Origin of the sequence: Ectothiorhodospira marina (genome assembly GCF_900109495.1) — a bacterium.
Lineage (GTDB): Bacteria > Pseudomonadota > Gammaproteobacteria > Ectothiorhodospirales > Ectothiorhodospiraceae > Ectothiorhodospira > Ectothiorhodospira marina.
In genome coordinates, this window is the sequence record NZ_FOAA01000007.1 from 1 (window position 1) to 17,914 (window position 17,914).

A 17,914-nucleotide genomic window follows, 5' to 3' on the forward strand; every position below is an offset into this window, starting at 1 on the left:
TCGGGCCTTACCCCGAACACCGCCGGGTCGTTCGCGAACGACCCGTACAGGGACGGGGCATGAATCTCACTCCCCCTCCATCAGGAACACCCGCGGACGGCTCCACGGGGGGCTCAAGCCTGCCTAGAACCCCCCCGTACGGGCGCTTCGAGAAGCGCCCCTGCCAACCCCACCCCCACCGCATCCACGAGATACCGTATGGGTCGTTCGCGAACGACCCATACAGGGACGGGGCATGAAACTCACTCCCTCTCCGTCAGGAACACCCGCGGACGGCCCCACGGGGGCTCAAGCCTGCCTAGAACCCCCCGTACGGGCGCTTCGAGAAGCGCCCCTGCCAACCCCACCCCCACCGCATCCATGAGATACCGTACGGGTCGTTCGCGAACGACCCCCGCCGGAGCCCCAAAGCCCGACTCAGGTCGCCCGACCTACCAGGGCCGCCTGCTCGATTACGTCCCGGTCGATGAGGCCGTTTCGGGCATACCCAGCATGGGCGCCAGAAACCGCCCCGTATGCGAGCCGGATACAGCTGCGACCGCCTCTGGCGTTCCCGTGGCAATGATCTCACCGCCACCGGATCCGCCCTCGGGCCCCAGGTCGATGATCCAGTCGGCCGTCTTGATCACATCCAGGTTATGTTCGATGACCACCACCGTGTTGCCATGGTCCCGCAGACGGTGCAGCACCTTGAGCAGCTGATCCACGTCCTCGAAGTGCAGGCCGGTGGTGGGCTCGTCCAGGATGTACAGCGTCCGGCCCGTGTCACGTTTGGAGAGCTCCCGGGCCAGTTTCACCCGTTGGGCCTCGCCCCCGGAGAGGGTGGTGGCATTCTGTCCCAGTTGGACGTAGGACAGACCCACGTCCATCAAGGTATCCAGCTTGCGTTTGACCACCGGGACGGCGTCGAAGAACTCCACCGCGTCCTCCACGGTCATCTCCAGCACTTCGTGGATGTTCTTGCCCTTGTAGCGTACATCCAGGGTCTCGCGGTTGTAGCGCTTGCCCCGACAGATGTCGCAGGGCACATAGACATCCGGCAGGAAATGCATCTCTACCTTGATCACCCCATCCCCCTGGCAGGCCTCGCAGCGTCCGCCACGGACATTGAACGAGAAGCGACCGGGCGCATAGCCCCGGGAGCGAGCCTCCTGGGTGCCCGCGAACAGCTCGCGAATGGGAGTGAATAGGCCGGTATAAGTGGCCGGATTGGAGCGGGGTGTACGGCCAATGGGGCTTTGGTCGATGTCGACCACCTTGTCCAGATGTTCCACGCCCTCCACACGCTCATAGGGCGCCGGTTGATCTCCCGCCTTATTGATCCGCAGGGCCATGAGCCGATACAGGGTGTCGTTGATCAGGGTGGATTTGCCGGAGCCGGAAACGCCCGTGACGCAGGTCAGCAGGCCCACCGGCACGTCCATGTCCACGTTGCTCAGGTTATTGCCCCGGGCTCCGATGACGCGCAGCAGGCGGTCCGGGTCCACGGGGTGTCGCCGGGATGGCACTTCGATGCGTCGGCGCCCACTCAGATACTGCCCGGTGAGGGAGTGTTCCGTCTGACTCACCTGTCCGGGGGTGCCCTGCGCCACCACTTGCCCACCGTGACGTCCGGCGCCCGGACCCATGTCCACCACATGATCGGCGCGGCGGATGGCATCCTCGTCGTGTTCCACCACCAGGACGGTGTTGCCTAGGTCCCGCAGGTAGGTGAGGGTGTTGAGCAGGCGTTCGTTGTCGCGCTGATGCAGGCCGATGGAGGGTTCGTCCAGGATGTACATCACGCCCACCAGGCCGGCGCCAATCTGTGAGGCCAGGCGGATGCGCTGGGCCTCGCCCCCGGAGAGGGTATCGGCCGAGCGGTCCAGGGTCAGGTAGTCCAGGCCCACGTTCACCAGGAAATTCAGTCGGGCCACGATCTCCTTGACGATCTTGTCGGCGATCTGTCCCTGTTTGCCCGGCAGGGCCAGTTCGGTGAAAAATCGCTGGGCGTCGCCGATGGGTAGCGCGGTGAGCTGGGGCAGGGTGCGATCGTCCACAAAGACGTTGCGCGCGGCCTGGTTCAGGCGGGTGCCCTGGCAGGTGGGGCAGGGATGCATGGAGCGGTACTTGGCCAGCTCCTCCCGCACGGCGCTGGAGTCGGTTTCCCGGTAGCGGCGCTGCAGATTGGGGATGATGCCTTCAAAGGTGTGTTCGGATTTGGAGCGGCGACCGCGTTCGTTGTGATATTCGAACTGAATCTTGTCCCGGCCACTGCCATGAAGCACCACCTGGCGCACCTCTTCAGGCAGATCCTGGAAAGGGGTTTCAATATCAAAGCCGTAATGGGCCGCCAGGGACTGGATGAGTTGGAAGTAGTAGGCGTTGCGCCGGTCCCAGCCGCGCACGGCACCGCCGGCCAGGCTCAGTTCCGGGTGGGCCACCACGCGCTCCGGGTCGAAGAACTGTTGAACCCCCAGCCCATCACAGGTGGGGCAGGCACCCACCGGGTTGTTGAAGGAGAACATGCGCGGCTCCATCTCCTGGATGGCATAGCCGCAATGGGCGCAGGCGAACTGGGAGGAGAACACCAGCGGCGCACGCTTGGGGTCGTCCAGCCAGGCCACCAGGGCCAGGCCTTCGGAGAGATTCAGGGCCGTTTCCAGGGACTCGGCCAGGCGCAGCCCAATGTCGTCGCGCACCCGGAATCGATCCACCACCACCTCGATGGTGTGCTTGCGTCGTGGTTCCAGGCTGGGCGGGTCATCCAGTTCGATGAGTTCGCCATCAATGCGCGCCCGCAGATAGCCCTGGGCCCGCAGACCCTCCAGCACATTCAGGTGTTCGCCCTTGCGCTCCTGCACCACTGGCGCCAGCAGCATCAGCTTGTCGCCCTCGGGGAGCGCCAGGATCTGATCCACCATCTGACTGACGGTCTGTGCCTCCAGGGTGGTGCCATGTTCCGGACACCGGGGCGTGCCGGCGCGAGCGAACAGCAGGCGCAGGTAGTCGTAGATCTCCGTGATGGTGCCCACGGTGGAACGCGGGTTATGGGAGGTTGTCTTCTGTTCGATGGAGATGGCCGGAGAGAGCCCTTCGATGTGGTCCACATCCGGCTTTTCCATCATGGACAGGAACTGCCGCGCATAGGCCGACAGGGACTCCACATAGCGTCGCTGCCCCTCGGCGAACAGGGTGTCGAAGGCGAGCGAGGACTTGCCCGATCCGGACACGCCGGTGATGACGATGAGACGGTCTCGGGGAAGCATCAGGTCCACATTCTGAAGATTGTGGGTCCGGGCGCCGCGGATGATGATCTGTTCCATGGAGTGATCGCTTCGAGGGGGCGGAGGGAGTGGATCCACCCCAGTGACAGATTGCAGGCAAACGACTAATGTAACATGATCTCCGCCCCCCAAGCGGCCCCGGATCCTGGGGCCGGCCTGGGGCGGGGAGTCGGCTCGGCAACACGGATGATCCGGGCATCAGGGAATGATTCGAATCGATTGAAAACGGACTCAATGAGGCGTTAGGAGCGAACATGGCAAGAGGTATCAACAAAGTCATCCTGGTGGGTAATCTGGGGAATGACCCGGAAGTGAAATATATGCCCAGTGGCTCGGCGGTGGCCAATGTGAGCATTGCCACCACGGATCGCTGGAAGGACAAGCAGAGCGGCGAGATGCAGGATCGCACCGAGTGGCACCGGGTGGTGTTCTTCGGTCGTCTGGCGGAGATCGCCGGGGAGTACCTGCGCAAGGGCTCCCAGGTGTATGTGGAGGGTCGACTGCAGACCCGCAAATGGCAGACCCAGGACGGTCAGGATCGCTACAGCACCGAGATCGTGGCCAACGAGATGCAGATGCTCGGCGGCCGGGGTGGCAGTGGCGGCGGCGGTGGCTCCAGCGACTTCGACTCCGGTGGCGGTTCCGGTGGTGGTCAATGGGGCCAGGGCGGCGGCTCCCGGGGGCAGGGTGAATCCGCATCGTCCGGGGGCGGGCAAGCCTCCGGCCAGTCGTCCGGGTCACGGCCCGAACCCAGTGATTTCGACGACGATATACCCTTCTAGATCGGAGGTATCTGACGTGCCCCCCTGTGGGAGCGGGCCTGCCCGCGAATCGCTGCGGTAGCAGCGCTTGGGGGATTGGGGCCGCCGCTTTCGCGGGCAGGCCCGCTCCCACAAAGGCCAGGCTTGTTCCCGCCACCGCTGCCGGGCTGTCCCACAACTACCGGGTGGCCCTCACAACAGGAATGCCAGGCCTTCCTGTCCCTACCGGCCCGCGACATTCGCTCTGATCAGGTTTAAAATCCCCGCATGACTCTCAAGATCCACATCCAGACCCATGGCTGCCAGATGAACGAGTATGACTCGGGCAAGATGGTGGACGTGCTGCGGGCTTCCCATGGGGCGGAGTTGACGGACGATCCCGCCTCGGCCGATCTGCTGCTGCTCAATACCTGTTCCATCCGCGAGAAGGCCCAGGAAAAGGTCTTTTCGCTGCTGGGGCGCTGGCGCCGACTCAAGGACGCCCGCCCCGGGGTGCTGATTGGCGTGGGGGGCTGCGTGGCCAGTCAGGAGGGTGAGGTGCTGCGCGAGCGGGCCCCCTTCGTGGACCTGGTCTTCGGGCCCCAGACCCTGCATCGTCTGCCGCAGATGCTGGACCGTGCCCGCCGGGAGCATCAGCCGGTGGTGGACGTCTCCTTTCCCGAGATCGAGAAGTTTGATTGCCTGCCCGAGCCCCGGGCCGAGGGGCCCACGGCCTTTGTGTCGGTGATGGAGGGGTGCAGCAAGTACTGCACCTACTGTGTGGTGCCCTTCACCCGGGGCGAGGAGATCAGTCGCCCCTTCGACGATGTGCTGGCCGAGGTGGCGCAGCTGGCGGCCCAGGGGGTGCGCGAGGTGAACCTGCTGGGGCAGAACGTGAATGCCTATCGTGGCCCCATGCACGATGGCGAGATCGCCGACCTGGCCCTGCTGATTCACTATGTGGCGGCCGTGGACGGGATCGACCGGATCCGTTTCACCACCTCCCATCCGGTGGAGTTCTCCGACAGCCTCATTCAGGCCTTTGCCGATGTGCCGGAACTGGCCAGCCACCTGCACCTGCCGGTGCAAAGCGGCTCGGATCGCATCCTGGCGGCCATGAAGCGCGGCCACACGGCCCTGGAGTACAAGTCCCGCATTCGGCGGCTGCGCCAGGCCCGCCCGGATCTGTCCCTGTCATCGGATTTCATTGTGGGCTTCCCGGGCGAGACCGATACCGACTTCGAGGCCACCATGCGGCTGATCGAAGATCTGGGTTTCGATCAGTCCTTCAGCTTCATCTACAGCCCCCGCCCGGGCACGCCCGCCGCCAATCTGGAGGACTCGGTGCCCCTGGAGGTGAAGAAGGCGCGCCTGCAGCGCTTGCAGGATCACATTAATGCCTCGGCGCGGGCCATCAGCGAGGCCATGGTGGGTTCGGTGGAATCCATTCTGGTGGAGGGCCCCTCGCGCAAGGATCCGGCCTTCATGGCCGGTCGTACCGCCAATCATCGTATGGTCAACTTCCCCGGTGGGCCGGAGTTATTGGGGCAATTTGTCCCTGTGCGCATCACCGAGGCCATGAGCAACTCGCTGCGTGGCGAGCTTGTGAATGATCCGACATCGCCTCAGCCGGCCTCCATGGCGGCGAACAGCGCCTGATCCGGCTATACTTTTCAAGACACGCAACACGTCCAGTGGCCTGACCCGACCTTGATAGACCAACCTGCCGATTCCCAATCAGCGGCCCGACCCTCCTCCGTGGAGTTGTCTCTGGAGCCCGCCGACAACCTGCGTCTGGCCAATCTCTGTGGCCAGTTTGATGAACACCTTCGGCTGCTGGAAAAGCGCCTGGGGGTGGAGGTCAATAATCGCGGTAACCGCTTCAATATCATTGGCGATGCCGAGCCTGCCCAGGCCGGTGCCGAGGTGATTCGTGATCTGTATCGCATCACCGCCCGCGAGACCCTCACGCCCGAGCGGGTGCATCTGCACCTGCAGGAGTCCCAGGTGGATCTGCTCATGGAGCGCCGGGACAGTGCTGCCGATGAAGAGGACCCCGTCCTGCGGCTGCGCCGTGGCGTGATCCGGGGGCGTGGCGCCCATCAGATGCGTTATCTGCGCAACATCCGCACCCATGATCTCAATTTCGGCGTGGGTCCTGCGGGGACCGGCAAGACCTACCTGGCCGTGGCCGCCGCCTGCGAGGCCCTGGAGACGGACCGGGTGCGTCGTCTGGTGCTGGTGCGCCCGGCGGTGGAGGCAGGTGAACGCCTGGGGTTCCTGCCCGGGGATCTGGCTCAGAAGATCGACCCCTATCTGCGTCCCATGTACGACGCGCTTTACGAGATGCTGGGGTTCGAGAAGGTGGCCAAACTTCAGGAACGCAGCGTCATCGAGGTGGCCCCGCTGGCCTACATGCGCGGGCGCACCCTCAATGATGCCTTCGTCATCCTGGACGAAGCCCAGAACACCACGCCGGAACAGATGAAGATGTTCCTCACCCGCATCGGCTTTGGTTCCACCGCGGTGGTCAACGGCGACGTCACGCAAACAGATCTTCCTCACCCCCGGCAGTCGGGCCTGCGTCACGGGGTGGAGATCCTCAAGGACGTGAAGGGGGTCAGCTTCACCTTCTTTACCGCCCGGGACGTGGTGCGCCATCCTTTGGTGCAGCGTATTGTCGAGGCCTATGACGCCGGGGACGTCGGCGGCAAGGGCGCCTGATCGTGGAGTCTCGGATCCAGGTCCAGTATGCGGTGCCCCGTCGGGGCATCCCCGCCCCCGTGTCCCTGGGCCGTTGGGCGAGCCTGGCACGCCAGGGCGCCCCGGGGTCTGTGGTCATCCGTGTGGTTGATGAGGATGAGAGTGCCCAACTCAACGGTACCTATCGCGGCAAGCGGGGCCCCACCAACGTGCTGTCCTTCCCCTTCGAGGGGCCGGAGGGCATCCCTGTGGATCATCTGGGCGACCTGGTGATCTGTGCCCCCGTGGTGGCCCGCGAGGCCTGGGAGCAGGGCAAGACGCCTCGCGGCCACTGGGCACACATGGTCATCCACGGTGTCCTGCATCTGCGCGGCTACGACCATCTGAACGAGGCCGAGGCGCGGGAGATGGAAATGATTGAAACATTGCTGATGGCAGAATGCGGCTATGATGACCCCTACACCCTTCCTTCCAATCCCCCTGAAACGACACACTCATGAACACTGATCGATCTAGTCACCCCGGGACCCGCAGCTGGGTGGAGCGCTTTAGTCTTGCTCTCTCCTCGGAGCCCCGGGATCGTAGCCAGCTGGTGGAACTGCTGCGCAATGCACACCAGCGCCAGATCATTGACCCGGATGCCCTGGGGATGCTCGAGGGCGTCATGCAGGTGGCCGACATGCAGGTGCGGGACATCATGATCCCGCGGGCACAGATGGACGTGGTGACCCGGGATGCACGGCTGGATGAGATCGTGCCCCTGCTGGCGGAATCGGCCCATTCCCGTTTTCCCGTGATCGGTGATGATCGGGACGAGGTGGTGGGTATCCTGCTGGCCAAGGACATGCTGCGTTATTTCACTCAGGAGGGGGCGGCGGGCTTCGACATGCAGGACATCCTGCGTCCTGCCGTGTTCGTTCCCGAGGCCAAGCGGCTGAACATCCTGCTCAAGGAGTTCCGTAACAGCCGTAACCACATGGCCATTGTCGTGGATGAGTACGGCGGCGTGGCCGGGCTGGTCACCATTGAGGATGTGCTGGAACAGATCGTTGGCGAGATCGACGATGAGCACGATATCGATGATTTCCTCACGCATATCCTGCGCCATACCAACGGTCGCTTCACCGTCAAGGCGCTCACTCCCATTGAAGAGTTCAACGCCTACTTCAACACTCAGTACAGTGACGAGGCCTTTGACACCATCGGCGGTTTCATCGTCCACCGCTTTGGCCATGTGCCCAAACGGGGCGAAGAGCTGGTATTCGATCGCTTCCACGTGCGTGTGCTGCGAGCCGATAACCGGCGCGTTCACCTGCTGGAGTTGAGCTATCGGGACGTGCCGGCGGCCGAATCCGACAAGACCTCCTGACCACGGCCCCGTTGATGCTTCCAGACTCGTTGCCCTCATGACCGCACCGCTTTCGGACTTCCCCCTGCCGCGGCGAATCGAGCAACACCCGCGTCTGGCGGCCCTGGTGGCCGCCCTGGCCGGGGTTTTGCTGGTGGCAGCCTTTGCCCCGTTCCAGGTGCGTGCCCTGAGCATTCTGGCGCCCGCCGTCCTGTTCATCCTCTGGGTCGGTGCCAGTCCGCGCCAGGCCGCCTGGCGCGGCTACGCCTTCGGGGTGGGGCTGTTCGGGGCGGGGGTTTATTGGGTGTATCACAGCCTGCATCTGTTCGGGGCGGCCATTGCGCCGCTAGCGGCGCTGATCACGGCGGGTTTCGTGCTGGTCCTGGCCCTGTTCCCGGCCCTCATGGGTTATCTGGTGGCCCGTCTACGCGCGCGGATGCCGGGGCCCTGGGCGCTCATCCTGCTCATGCCGGCCCTGTGGGTACTATTCGAATGGTGGCGTGGCTGGTTTCTCACCGGCTTCCCCTGGCTGTTGTTGGGCACGGCCCACCTGGATACCCAATTGGCCGGCTACATGCCGGTGGTGGGTGTGTTTGGCGTGAGCGCCCTGGTGGCAGTCATGGCCGGTTGTCTGGCCTGGGGACTGATTCGAGGGCAACGGGCCGCGTTGCGGGCGGGCGGGTTCATCCTGGCCCTGTGGCTGGGCGGTGCGCTGCTCTCCCAGGTGGAGTGGACACGTCCCGCTGGTGACCCTCTCACGGCCAGTCTGCTCCAGGGCAACGTGGCCCAGGAGGAGAAGCTGCTGCCGGAGCACCTGCCCCAGTCCATGGCCCTGTACGCACAACTCACGGAAGAGGCCTTTGGCAGTGACCTCATCGTGTGGCCCGAGACCGCCGTGCCCACCTTCCACCGTCGACTGGAGCCGGAATTCCTCGGCCCCCTGGCCCGGGCCGCCCGGGCCCAGGGCAGTGAGATGATCACCGGTATCTTCACCTACGAGCCGGACACCGGGAAGATGTACAACAGCATTGGCCGACTGGATGGGGCAGGGGAGGTGGCGTTCTATCACAAGCGCAAGCTGGTGCCCTTCGGTGAGTACCTGCCGCTGCGCGGCCTGCTCATGTGGCTGGACGACTTCATTGAACTGCCCATGGCGGATCTGTCCCGTGGGCACGGTGGGTGGACCCTGGAGGCGGCAGGCATCACCCTGGGGCCCTCCATCTGCTACGAAGACGCCTTTGGCTCCCAGGTCATACGCGCATTGCCCCAGGCTCAGTTGCTGGTGAATGTGACCAATGATGCCTGGTTCGGCGATTCCATCGCGCCCCATCAGCACCTGGAGATTGCCCGGGCGCGCAGCCTGGAGACGGGGCGCGACATGCTGCGAGCCACCAATACAGGCATCTCCGCGGTGATCGATCACCGCGGCCGGATCCGGGATCAGTCACCCCAGTTCGAGACCCACGTGCTCACCGCCGAGGCCCAGCCCCGGGATGGGTCCACTCCCTACGTCATCTGGGGCAATTGGCCGGTGATCCTATGGGCTGTCATCGTGATAGGGGGCTTGCCGCTGCTGGCCCGGCGGTCGTTTCAGCCCCGCATGCGGTGATATTTCGTGCCTTGGCACTGTGGACAGGGGGGAATGCGCCCGCTCTCGGTGAAGTGCAATTCCTTACCGCACTGATCGCAGCGGAGCACGCCTGGCCCGGCCACTTCACCGGTATGCCAGACACCCACCACCCGCGCCTGGGCCTCCAATTCCGCCAGTTCCACACGGGTGCGATCGGCAATGGAACCGAGCAGGTCCAGTAGTCGAGCCTCGATCAACTGCAGATCCATGCGGAACCAGGCTTGATAGTCCCGGCTGGACTCACCCAGGTAGTCGCCCATGTCATGCAGGTCACGGCGAAGGTAGTCGGCCACCTGGTGGGCCTCCTCACGGGTGACCTCTCCCAGTTCCACCGCGCGCTTGCGGGCATGCTGGATGGCCTGTTCCAGGCTGGGTGTGGCCCGCTCTTCGGTCGTTTCCACGGCATGCTTCACCCGCTCCAGCATGGTGTCGTAGGCGTGGGCCAGGGTGTCCTTGACCGGATGTTCTGATTTTTGATGCTCTTGTTCGGACATGATGTGCCCTCCTGGTAAAAATCGCTGATGCCATCGTTTCTCAAAGCCTACCAACTCTGCACCTGGACAGCCACGCGCACCCATCAACCCAACGCGTGTCAGTTGTTCCCCTGCGGTGGGCGCTGGTATTCTTTTCGGTCTTTCCGCACGTCCCGGGTCCGTCCCATGCCGCACTGGGCATGCCCCGTTGCGTCCCGCGAACCCGTATCCAGATTCCAGCCGGTGTGACCATGCAAGAACTGTATCAACCCGAGACCGTCGAGACCGAAGCACAGGCCTGGTGGGCCGAAAAGGATTGCTTCCGCGCCCGGGAGGACCTCTCCCGGGAGACCTTCTACTGTCTGTCCATGTTTCCCTATCCCAGCGGACGGCTGCACATGGGGCATGTGCGCAATTACACCATCGGTGACGTGATCGCCCGGTATCAGCGCATGCAGGGTCGCAACGTCCTGCAACCCATGGGGTGGGACGCCTTTGGTCTCCCCGCCGAGAACGCGGCCATGAAGCATGGCGTGCCCCCGGCCCAGTGGACCTACGAGAACATCGACTACATGCGCGGTCAGTTGCAACGGCTGGGATTTGCCTATGACTGGTCCCGGGAACTGGCCACCTGTACCCCGGAGTATTACCGCTGGGAGCAGTGGTTGTTTACCCGGTTGTTCAAGAAGGGGCTGGTCTACAAGAAGACCGCCGTGGTCAACTGGGACCCGGTGGATCAGACCGTGCTTGCCAATGAACAGGTCATCGAAGGCCGCGGCTGGCGCTCGGGTGCCAAGGTGGAGCGCCGCGAGATCCCCCAGTGGTTCCTGCGCATCACCGACTATGCCGAAGAGTTGCTCAATGGACTGGACAATCTGCCCGGTTGGCCGGAACAGGTCCGCACCATGCAGCGCAACTGGATCGGCCGCTCCGAGGGCGTGGAAGTGGCGTTCCCGGTGGATGGGGGGGATCCCCTGAAGGTATACACCACCCGCCCCGATACCCTGATGGGGGTGACCTACATGGCCGTGGCCGCCGATCACCCGCTGGCACGGCAGGCCGCCGAGACCCGCCCGGACGTGGCTGCCTTCATTGAGGCGTGCCGGCACAACAGCGTTTCCGAGGCGGATATGGCGACCCTGGAGAAGCGGGGTGTGGCCACCGGTATCGAGGCGCGCCACCCCATGACCGGGGCGCGCGTGCCTGTCTGGGTGGCCAACTTCGTGCTCATGGAATACGGCACGGGTGCGGTCATGTCCGTGCCTGCCCATGATCAACGGGACTGGGAATTTGCCCGCGGGCACGGCCTGCCCATTCGCCAGGTGATCCGCCCCGCGGATGAGGCGACCTGCGTGGATCTGGAGCAAGGAGCCTTCACGGAGAAGGGCATCCTGATGGCTTCCGGGGAATTTGACGGGCTGGACTTCCCCCAGGCCTTCGAGGCCATCGCCGGTTATCTGGAGTCCAGGGGTCTGGGAACCCGCCAGGTGAACTACCGTTTGCGGGACTGGGGTGTCTCCCGTCAGCGTTACTGGGGCTGCCCCATCCCCATCATCAACTGCCCCAGTTGCGGTGCCGTGCCGGTGCCCGAATCCCGGTTGCCGGTGGTCCTGCCCGAGGATGTGGCATTCGATGGTTCAGGTTCGCCCATCAAGAAGATGCCTGAGTTCTACAAGACCACCTGCCCGGAGTGCGGCGGCGAGGCTGAGCGGGAAACGGATACTTTCGACACCTTCTTCGAGTCTTCCTGGTATTACGCTCGCTACACCTGCCCGGACAACGACGGCGCCATGATGGATGAGCGCGCCGGGCACTGGCTGCCCGTCGATCAGTATGTGGGGGGGATCGAGCATGCGGTGCTGCACCTGCTGTACGCCCGTTTCTTCCATAAATTGATGCGGGATGAGGGCTTGGTGCCGGGGGATGAGCCATTCACCAACCTGCTCACCCAGGGCATGGTGCTCAAGGATGGCGCCAAGATGTCCAAATCCAAGGGCAACACCGTGGATCCCCAGGATCTGATCCAGCGCTACGGTGCCGACACCGTGCGCCTGTTCATGATGTTTGCCGCGCCGCCGGAGCTGTCCCTGGAATGGTCGGACTCCGGTGTGGATGGCGCCTTCCGCTTCATCAAGCGGCTGTGGAAGCAGGTGCATGATCATGTCAGCCAGGGCCCGGCCCCGACTCTGGAGCCTGCCGGCCTCAATGACGCCCAGGCGGGGCTGCGCCGTAAGCTGCATCAGACCATCGCCAAGGTGAGCGACGACGTGGGGCGTCGCTACACCTTCAATACCGCTATTGCTGCCTGTATGGAATTGATGAACGACCTGGGGCGGCTGGAAGGTGCAACGGAGGAGGATCGTGCCCTGACCCAGGAGGTGCTGGAGTCCGTGGTGCTCATGCTCTCGCCCATCATTCCCCATGTAACCCATCGCCTCTGGCGGGAACTGGGTCATGATCAGGCCGTGGTGGATTGCGCCTGGCCGCGCGTGGATGAATCCGCCTTGCAGAGCGATACTCAGGAGTTGGTGGTGCAGGTCAATGGCAAGCTGCGCAGCCACATTCGTGTGCCCACCGGGGCTGAGCGGGGCGCCATCGAGCAGATGGCCCTGGCCGATGAGAATGTGCAGCGCCACACTGAGGGCAAGTCCGTGGCCAAGGTGATCGTGGTGCCCGGCAAGCTGGTCAACGTGGTGGCCAAGTGATCCGTATGGCTCCCTGGGGTGGATGGGTGCGTGTGGTCGTCCGAGGCGGTCGGATACTGTCCTGGCTCGGGGTGGGGTTGCTGTGCTTGAGCCTGGTGGCTTGCGGATTCCAGTTGCGCGGAGCGGGTGAGCTTCCACCGGAGATGGCGCGTACGGCCATTACCGGCATTGGCGAGAGAGATGCCCTGACACAGGAGCTGCGTCGGTCTTTGCGGGCCAATGGTGTTGAGGTGGTGGAACGGGAAGAGGCCGATGCCCTGTTACGCATCACCCGGATGGACACCGGACGTCGCACGCTATCCGTGGGCGGAGATGCACGGGTGAGTGAATACGAGGTCTATCTCACCCTTGCCTTCCAGGTGGACGGCAAGGGTTCGGAATTCGAGATCGCCAATCAGACCCTGACCCTCACCCGGGATTATCTCTTCGATCCTGCCGGGGTGCTGGGTCGTTCCGAACAGGAACGGGTGCTGCAGGAATCCATGCGCCGGGACGCGGTGCAACTCATCATGCTGCGCCTGCAAAGCGCCGCCCGCTAAAGGTCGCGCCCCGTGCAGCTTCGTCCCGAGCAGCTGGAGTCCCATCTGGAAAAGACCCTGGCGCCCGTCTATCTGCTCTCCGGGGAGGAGCCGCTGCAGTTGATGGAGGCAGCGGATGCGGTGCGCGCCGCCGCCCGGTCGAAGGGCGTGGAGGATCGCGAGGTCTTCAACGTGGACAAGGGATTTGACTGGGAGCAACTCTCTGTCGCCGCCGAGAGTCTGTCCCTGTTCGCCCGACAACGCCTGCTGGAGTTGCGCCTGCCCACGGGCAAGCCCGGCCCCCAGGGTAGCAAGGTGCTGCAGGCCTATGCCCGACGTCCCGCCGAGGACACGGTCCTGCTGATCGAGGCCGGTCGCCTGGATGCCAATGACCGCAAGACCGCCTGGTGCAAGGCACTGGAATCGGTGGGCGTGCTGGTGCAGGTGTGGCCACTGGACCTGCCCGGCACCCAGGCCTGGATGCAGCGGCGCATGCGCCGACACGGCCTGCAGCCCACTGCCGAGGCGGTGCGTCTGCTGGCCGAACGGGTGGAGGGCAATCTGCTGGCCGCTGCCCAGGAGATCGACAAGCTGGTATTGCTGAGCGGCCCGGGGCCGGTGGATGCCGATGGGGTGCTGAGCGCCGTGGCCGACAGTGCCCGCTTTGGCGTCTTCGATCTGGTGGACGCAGCCCTGGCCGGTGAGACGGCCCGGGCCGTGCGCGTGCTCCAGGGGCTGAGAGATGAGGGCGTCGAGGACGTGCTGGTGCTCTGGGCCCTGGCCCGGGAGATCCGCGCCCTGCATCGCATGGCCGAGCAGGTGGAGGCCGGCAAGTCGGTCCAGCAGGTTCTGGCCGGTGTGCGTCCCCAGCGTCGTCAGCCCGTGGTGCGTCAGGCACTGCGCCGTCAGGGTGCCCACGGTCTTGGGCGATTGCTATCTGGCTGTGCCCGGGTGGATCGGGCCATCAAGGGCCGTCATCCAGGCAACCCGTGGGATGAATTGTTAGACTTGACCCTGAACCTGGCCGGGGCCCATGTGGTGCCTGACCTTTCCCCACCGACAGGAACGCCGTAGTGTCCGATACAGCGAACGATGATATCCAGACGATGATGCGGGACATGGGCCATCAGGCTCGTGCTGCCTCCCGTGACCTGGCGCGGGCTGAATCCGGGGCCAAGAACGCCGCGCTCACAGCCATGGCGGCGCTGATCGAGCAGCGTGCCGATCAACTCATGGTCGAGAACCGCAAGGATCTGGAGGCCGGCGAGCATCACGGTCTGGATGCGGCCATGCTCGATCGACTGGCCTTCACCCCGGAGCGGCTGGGTGTGATGGCGGAAGGCCTGCGTCAGATCGCCGCACTGCCGGATCCGGTGGGGGCCATCAGTGATCTGAATTATCGTCCCAGCGGGATCCAGGTCGGACGCATGCGGGTGCCCCTGGGGGTGATCGGCATCATCTTCGAATCCCGGCCCAACGTCACCGTGGATGCCGCCGGTCTGTGTCTCAAGTCGGGCAATGCGGCCATCTTGAGAGGCGGTTCCGAGGCCATCCATTCCAACCAGGCCCTGGCGGGCTGCATCCGGGATGGCTTGGACGCCGCCGGTCTTCCGGCCAACGCGGTGCAGGTGGTGGCCACCACCGACCGGGCGGCCGTCGGCGCCCTGCTGCGCCTGAAGGACCATGTGGACGTGATCGTTCCCCGTGGGGGCAAGGGTCTGATCGCTCGGGTGAGTGAGGATTCCCTGATCCCGGTGATCAAGCACCTGGACGGGATCTGTCACGTCTATATCGATGACCATGCCCAGCTGGACAAGGCCACCCGGGTGACCGTGAACGCCAAGACCCAGCGCTATGGCACCTGCAATACCCTGGAAACCCTGCTGGTGGCCGAGGGTATTGCCCCTCGCGCCCTCAAGGCCCTCAAACCGTTGTTCGACGAGAAGGGTGTGGAACTGCGTGGTTGCCCGCGGACCCGGGCCTTTCTGTCGGACATCGCCGAGGCCTCGGAGGCTGACTGGGATACCGAATACCTGGCCCCGGTACTGGCCATCCGGGTGGTGGCGGGCCTGGATGAGGCCATCGAACACATCAATACCCATGGCTCCCAGCACACCGACAGCATCATCACCGAGGATTACACCCGGGCGCGACGCTTCCTGCGCGAGGTGGATTCCAGTTCCGTGATGGTCAATACCTCCACCCGCTTCGCCGATGGTTTTGAATATGGATTGGGCGCGGAGATTGGCATCAGCACCGATAAATTGCATGCGCGCGGACCGGTGGGCCTTGAGGGGCTCACCACCCTCAAGTTCATCGTCCTGGGCGATGGCCATGTGCGTGGCTGATTCCAGTCGGACGATGCGGCCGTTGAGCTCATGATCGGTATCCTGGGCGGCACCTTCGATCCCATTCACTTCGGCCACCTGCGCCCGGCCCTGGAGGTGAAGGAACACCTGGGCATGGATGAGGTGCGCTTCATCCCCTGCGGGTTGCCGCCGCACCGGCGCCAGCCCGCCGTGTCAGTCACGCATCGCGCGGCCATGGTGGAACTCGCCGTGCAGGGGCAACCGGGGTTTGTCATGGACCCCCGGGAATTGCAGCGGGAGGGCCCCTCCTACAGCGTGGACACCCTGGAGAGTCTGCGGGCGGAACTGGGGCAGGCGGTGCCCCTGTGCCTGATGCTGGGAATGGACGCCTTTGCCGGTTTGTCTTCCTGGCATCGCTGGCGGGAGATCACCCGGCTCGCTCATGTGGTGGTGTCCCACCGCCCCGGAAGCCCTGCGTCCCATGACCTGGGTGACTGGATGGAAGATCATTGCACTCAGGATCCCCAGGACCTGCGCCGAACACCGGCAGGGCGCGTGTTCTTCCTGCCGGTCACCCAGCTGGACATCTCCGCCACCGCCATCCGTCGGCTTACCGCCCGGGGTTGCAGCCCCCTCTACCTGACCCCCAGGGTGGTGGTGGATTACATTGCCGACCAGGGCCTGTATGGCCCTGCGGCCATCCGTTAAACAAGAGACTCAAGATGCAGACAGAAACCCTGACGCAAATCGTCACCCATGCCCTGGAAGACATGAAGGCCCAGGACCTCAAGGTGATCGACGTGCGCGGTAAGACCTCCATCACCGATACCATGGTCATTGCCACCGGGAGTTCCAATCGCCATGTGAAGTCCCTGGCCGAGAATGTCCTGCGCAAGACCAAGGAGGCCGGCGTCATGCCGCTGGGCTCGGAAGGCGAGCAGGATGCCGAATGGGTGCTCGTGGACCTGAACGACGTGGTGGTGCATGTCATGCTTCCTCAGGTACGTGATTTCTACAACCTGGAAAAGCTCTGGCTCACTGACGAGCAGGCCCGGCCCGAGGTCGACGAGGACTCCCCCGAGGCGGCCATCCGGCGCCTGCGCCGCTAGGCCGTGCGCATTCACCTGCTGGCCATTGGCCACCGCATGCCCGGGTGGGTGAACGAGGCCTACCGGACCTACGCCCAGCGCCTGCCCGCCGAATGCCGCCTGGAACTGCGCGAGATCGCCGCGCCGCGCCGGGGGCGCAACGTGCCCGTGGAGCGCCTGCGGGAGCAGGAGGGCGAGTCCCTGCTGGCCGCTGTGCCCCGGGACGCCTGGGTGGTGGCCCTGGATGAACACGGTCGTGGCCTGGAGACCGCTGCCCTCTCGAGCCGGCTGGATGACTGGATGCAGTCGGGCCGGGATGTCTGTCTGCTGGTGGGGGGCGCCGACGGCCTTTCGCCCGCCTGTCGGGCACGGGCTGATTTCACCTGGTCGCTTTCCCCGCTGACCTTTCCACACCCGCTGGTACGGGTGATCCTGGCCGAACAGATCTACCGGGCCTGGTCGCTATTGCGCGGGCACCCCTATCACCGCGAATGAGTCGTCTCCAGCCATGCTGATCCTTGCCTCCGCCTCGCCCCGTCGTCGTGAACTGCTGGACCAGATCGGGGTCTGCCATGAGGTGCGCCCCGTGGATGTGGATGAAACCCCTCACCCGGGTGAGGCCCCTGACGACTTTGCCCGGCGCATGGCCCGGGCCAAGGCCCTGGCGGGAGCGCGGATCGCCGATGGACGCCCGGTGCTGGGAGCCGATACGGTGGTCAGCATCGACGGTGATATCCTCGGTAAGCCCCGGGACCGGGAGCATGCCCTGGCCATGCTGGATCGTCTCTCCGGGCGGACCCACACGGTATATTCCGCTGTGGCCCTGATCCAGGAAGGGCAGGTCCGGGATGTTCTGAGTGTGACCTGTGTGCGCTTCAAGGCCCTGTCGGCGCGCGAGCGGGAGACCTACTGGGCCAGTGGCGAACCGGTGGACAAGGCCGGGGCCTATGGCATCCAGGGCCAGGGCGCCCTGTTCGTGGAACACATCGAGGGCAGTTACAGTGGCGTGGTGGGCCTGCCGCTGTTCGAGACCGGGGCCTTGCTGTCCGGGGACTGAATCCCTCGGCATCCTGTATTGTGTAGCGGGGTCTGCCCGCCCGGGCGCCCAGACATCCAGAACCAAGGCACCGAAGA

General features: G+C 64.6%; 16 protein-coding genes. 14 read left to right on the top strand and 2 right to left on the bottom strand.

What is annotated here, in order from left to right; all coding sequences use genetic code 11:
• Positions 1-452: 452 nt before the first annotated feature.
• Positions 453-3,305, bottom strand: a complete 2,853-nt coding sequence (gene uvrA, locus BMY52_RS07455; protein WP_090252908.1) for an excinuclease ABC subunit UvrA — start codon at positions 3,303-3,305, stop codon at positions 453-455.
• Positions 3,306-3,520: 215 nt separating this feature from the next.
• Between uvrA and ssb the strand changes: the two genes are divergently transcribed.
• The 6 genes from ssb to lnt all read left to right on the top strand — a co-directional run bounded on the left by ssb (position 3,521) and on the right by lnt (position 9,666).
• Positions 3,521-4,048 carry a single-stranded DNA-binding protein gene (ssb, locus tag BMY52_RS07460; protein WP_090252910.1) on the top strand — a complete coding sequence of 176 codons (528 nt, stop codon included), beginning with the start codon at positions 3,521-3,523 and terminating at the stop codon, positions 4,046-4,048.
• Positions 4,049-4,294: 246 nt separating this feature from the next.
• Positions 4,295-5,665 carry a tRNA (N6-isopentenyl adenosine(37)-C2)-methylthiotransferase MiaB gene (gene miaB / locus BMY52_RS07465; RefSeq protein WP_090252913.1) on the top strand — a complete coding sequence of 457 codons (1,371 nt, stop codon included), beginning with the start codon at positions 4,295-4,297 and terminating at the stop codon, positions 5,663-5,665.
• Positions 5,666-5,719: 54 nt separating this feature from the next.
• Entirely contained in the window at positions 5,720-6,730 is a 1,011-nt protein-coding gene (locus tag BMY52_RS07470) for a PhoH family protein (protein WP_090253192.1), read from the top strand.
• 2 nt (positions 6,731-6,732) lie between these two features.
• Positions 6,733-7,209: an rRNA maturation RNase YbeY gene (ybeY, locus tag BMY52_RS07475; protein ID WP_090252918.1), complete on the top strand. Its 477-nt coding sequence runs from the start codon at positions 6,733-6,735 to the stop codon at positions 7,207-7,209.
• Complete coding sequence (locus BMY52_RS07480) at positions 7,206-8,078, top strand: CorC family transporter (protein WP_090252920.1); 873 nt, start codon at positions 7,206-7,208, stop codon at positions 8,076-8,078. The genes ybeY and BMY52_RS07480 overlap by 4 nt, the downstream gene beginning before the upstream one ends.
• A 37-nt stretch (positions 8,079-8,115) precedes the next feature.
• On the top strand, positions 8,116-9,666 hold the full coding sequence (lnt, locus tag BMY52_RS07485; RefSeq protein WP_090252923.1) for an apolipoprotein N-acyltransferase: 1,551 nt from the start codon (positions 8,116-8,118) through the stop codon (positions 9,664-9,666).
• On the opposite strand, the gene BMY52_RS07490 is transcribed toward lnt, so the two are convergent.
• On the bottom strand, positions 9,648-10,181 hold the full coding sequence (locus tag BMY52_RS07490; protein WP_090252926.1) for a zinc ribbon-containing protein: 534 nt from the start codon (positions 10,179-10,181) through the stop codon (positions 9,648-9,650). The genes lnt and BMY52_RS07490 overlap by 19 nt on opposite strands.
• Positions 10,182-10,411: 230 nt before the next feature.
• Between BMY52_RS07490 and leuS the strand changes: the two genes are divergently transcribed.
• From leuS to BMY52_RS07530, 8 genes are read left to right on the top strand one after another with little or no spacing between them, the layout of a single operon-like run.
• A complete protein-coding gene (gene leuS, locus BMY52_RS07495; protein ID WP_090253194.1) occupies positions 10,412-12,865 on the top strand; it encodes a leucine--tRNA ligase in 2,454 nt (817 codons plus the stop codon).
• Positions 12,866-12,891: 26 nt separating this feature from the next.
• Positions 12,892-13,404, top strand: coding sequence for an LPS-assembly lipoprotein LptE (locus tag BMY52_RS07500; RefSeq protein WP_245740685.1), 513 nt, complete (start codon positions 12,892-12,894; stop codon positions 13,402-13,404).
• A gap of 12 nt (positions 13,405-13,416) precedes the next feature.
• Positions 13,417-14,457, top strand: coding sequence for a DNA polymerase III subunit delta (gene holA / locus BMY52_RS07505; RefSeq protein ID WP_090252928.1), 1,041 nt, complete (start codon positions 13,417-13,419; stop codon positions 14,455-14,457).
• Positions 14,457-15,731: a glutamate-5-semialdehyde dehydrogenase gene (locus BMY52_RS07510; protein WP_238627273.1), complete on the top strand. Its 1,275-nt coding sequence runs from the start codon at positions 14,457-14,459 to the stop codon at positions 15,729-15,731. Before holA ends, BMY52_RS07510 begins: the two co-directional genes overlap by 1 nt.
• Before the next feature lie 30 nt (positions 15,732-15,761).
• Complete coding sequence (gene nadD / locus BMY52_RS07515; RefSeq protein WP_090252931.1) at positions 15,762-16,400, top strand: nicotinate-nucleotide adenylyltransferase; 639 nt, start codon at positions 15,762-15,764, stop codon at positions 16,398-16,400.
• 14 nt (positions 16,401-16,414) lie between these two features.
• The gene (gene rsfS, locus BMY52_RS07520) at positions 16,415-16,801 is read left to right on the top strand and encodes a ribosome silencing factor (protein ID WP_090252934.1); all 387 of its coding nucleotides are present in this window, start codon (positions 16,415-16,417) and stop codon (positions 16,799-16,801) included.
• 3 nt (positions 16,802-16,804) lie between these two features.
• Positions 16,805-17,275 carry a 23S rRNA (pseudouridine(1915)-N(3))-methyltransferase RlmH gene (rlmH, locus tag BMY52_RS07525; protein ID WP_090252936.1) on the top strand — a complete coding sequence of 157 codons (471 nt, stop codon included), beginning with the start codon at positions 16,805-16,807 and terminating at the stop codon, positions 17,273-17,275.
• 13 nt (positions 17,276-17,288) lie between these two features.
• On the top strand, positions 17,289-17,837 hold the full coding sequence (locus BMY52_RS07530; RefSeq protein ID WP_090252937.1) for a Maf family protein: 549 nt from the start codon (positions 17,289-17,291) through the stop codon (positions 17,835-17,837).
• The last annotated feature ends 77 nt before the right edge of the window (positions 17,838-17,914 follow it).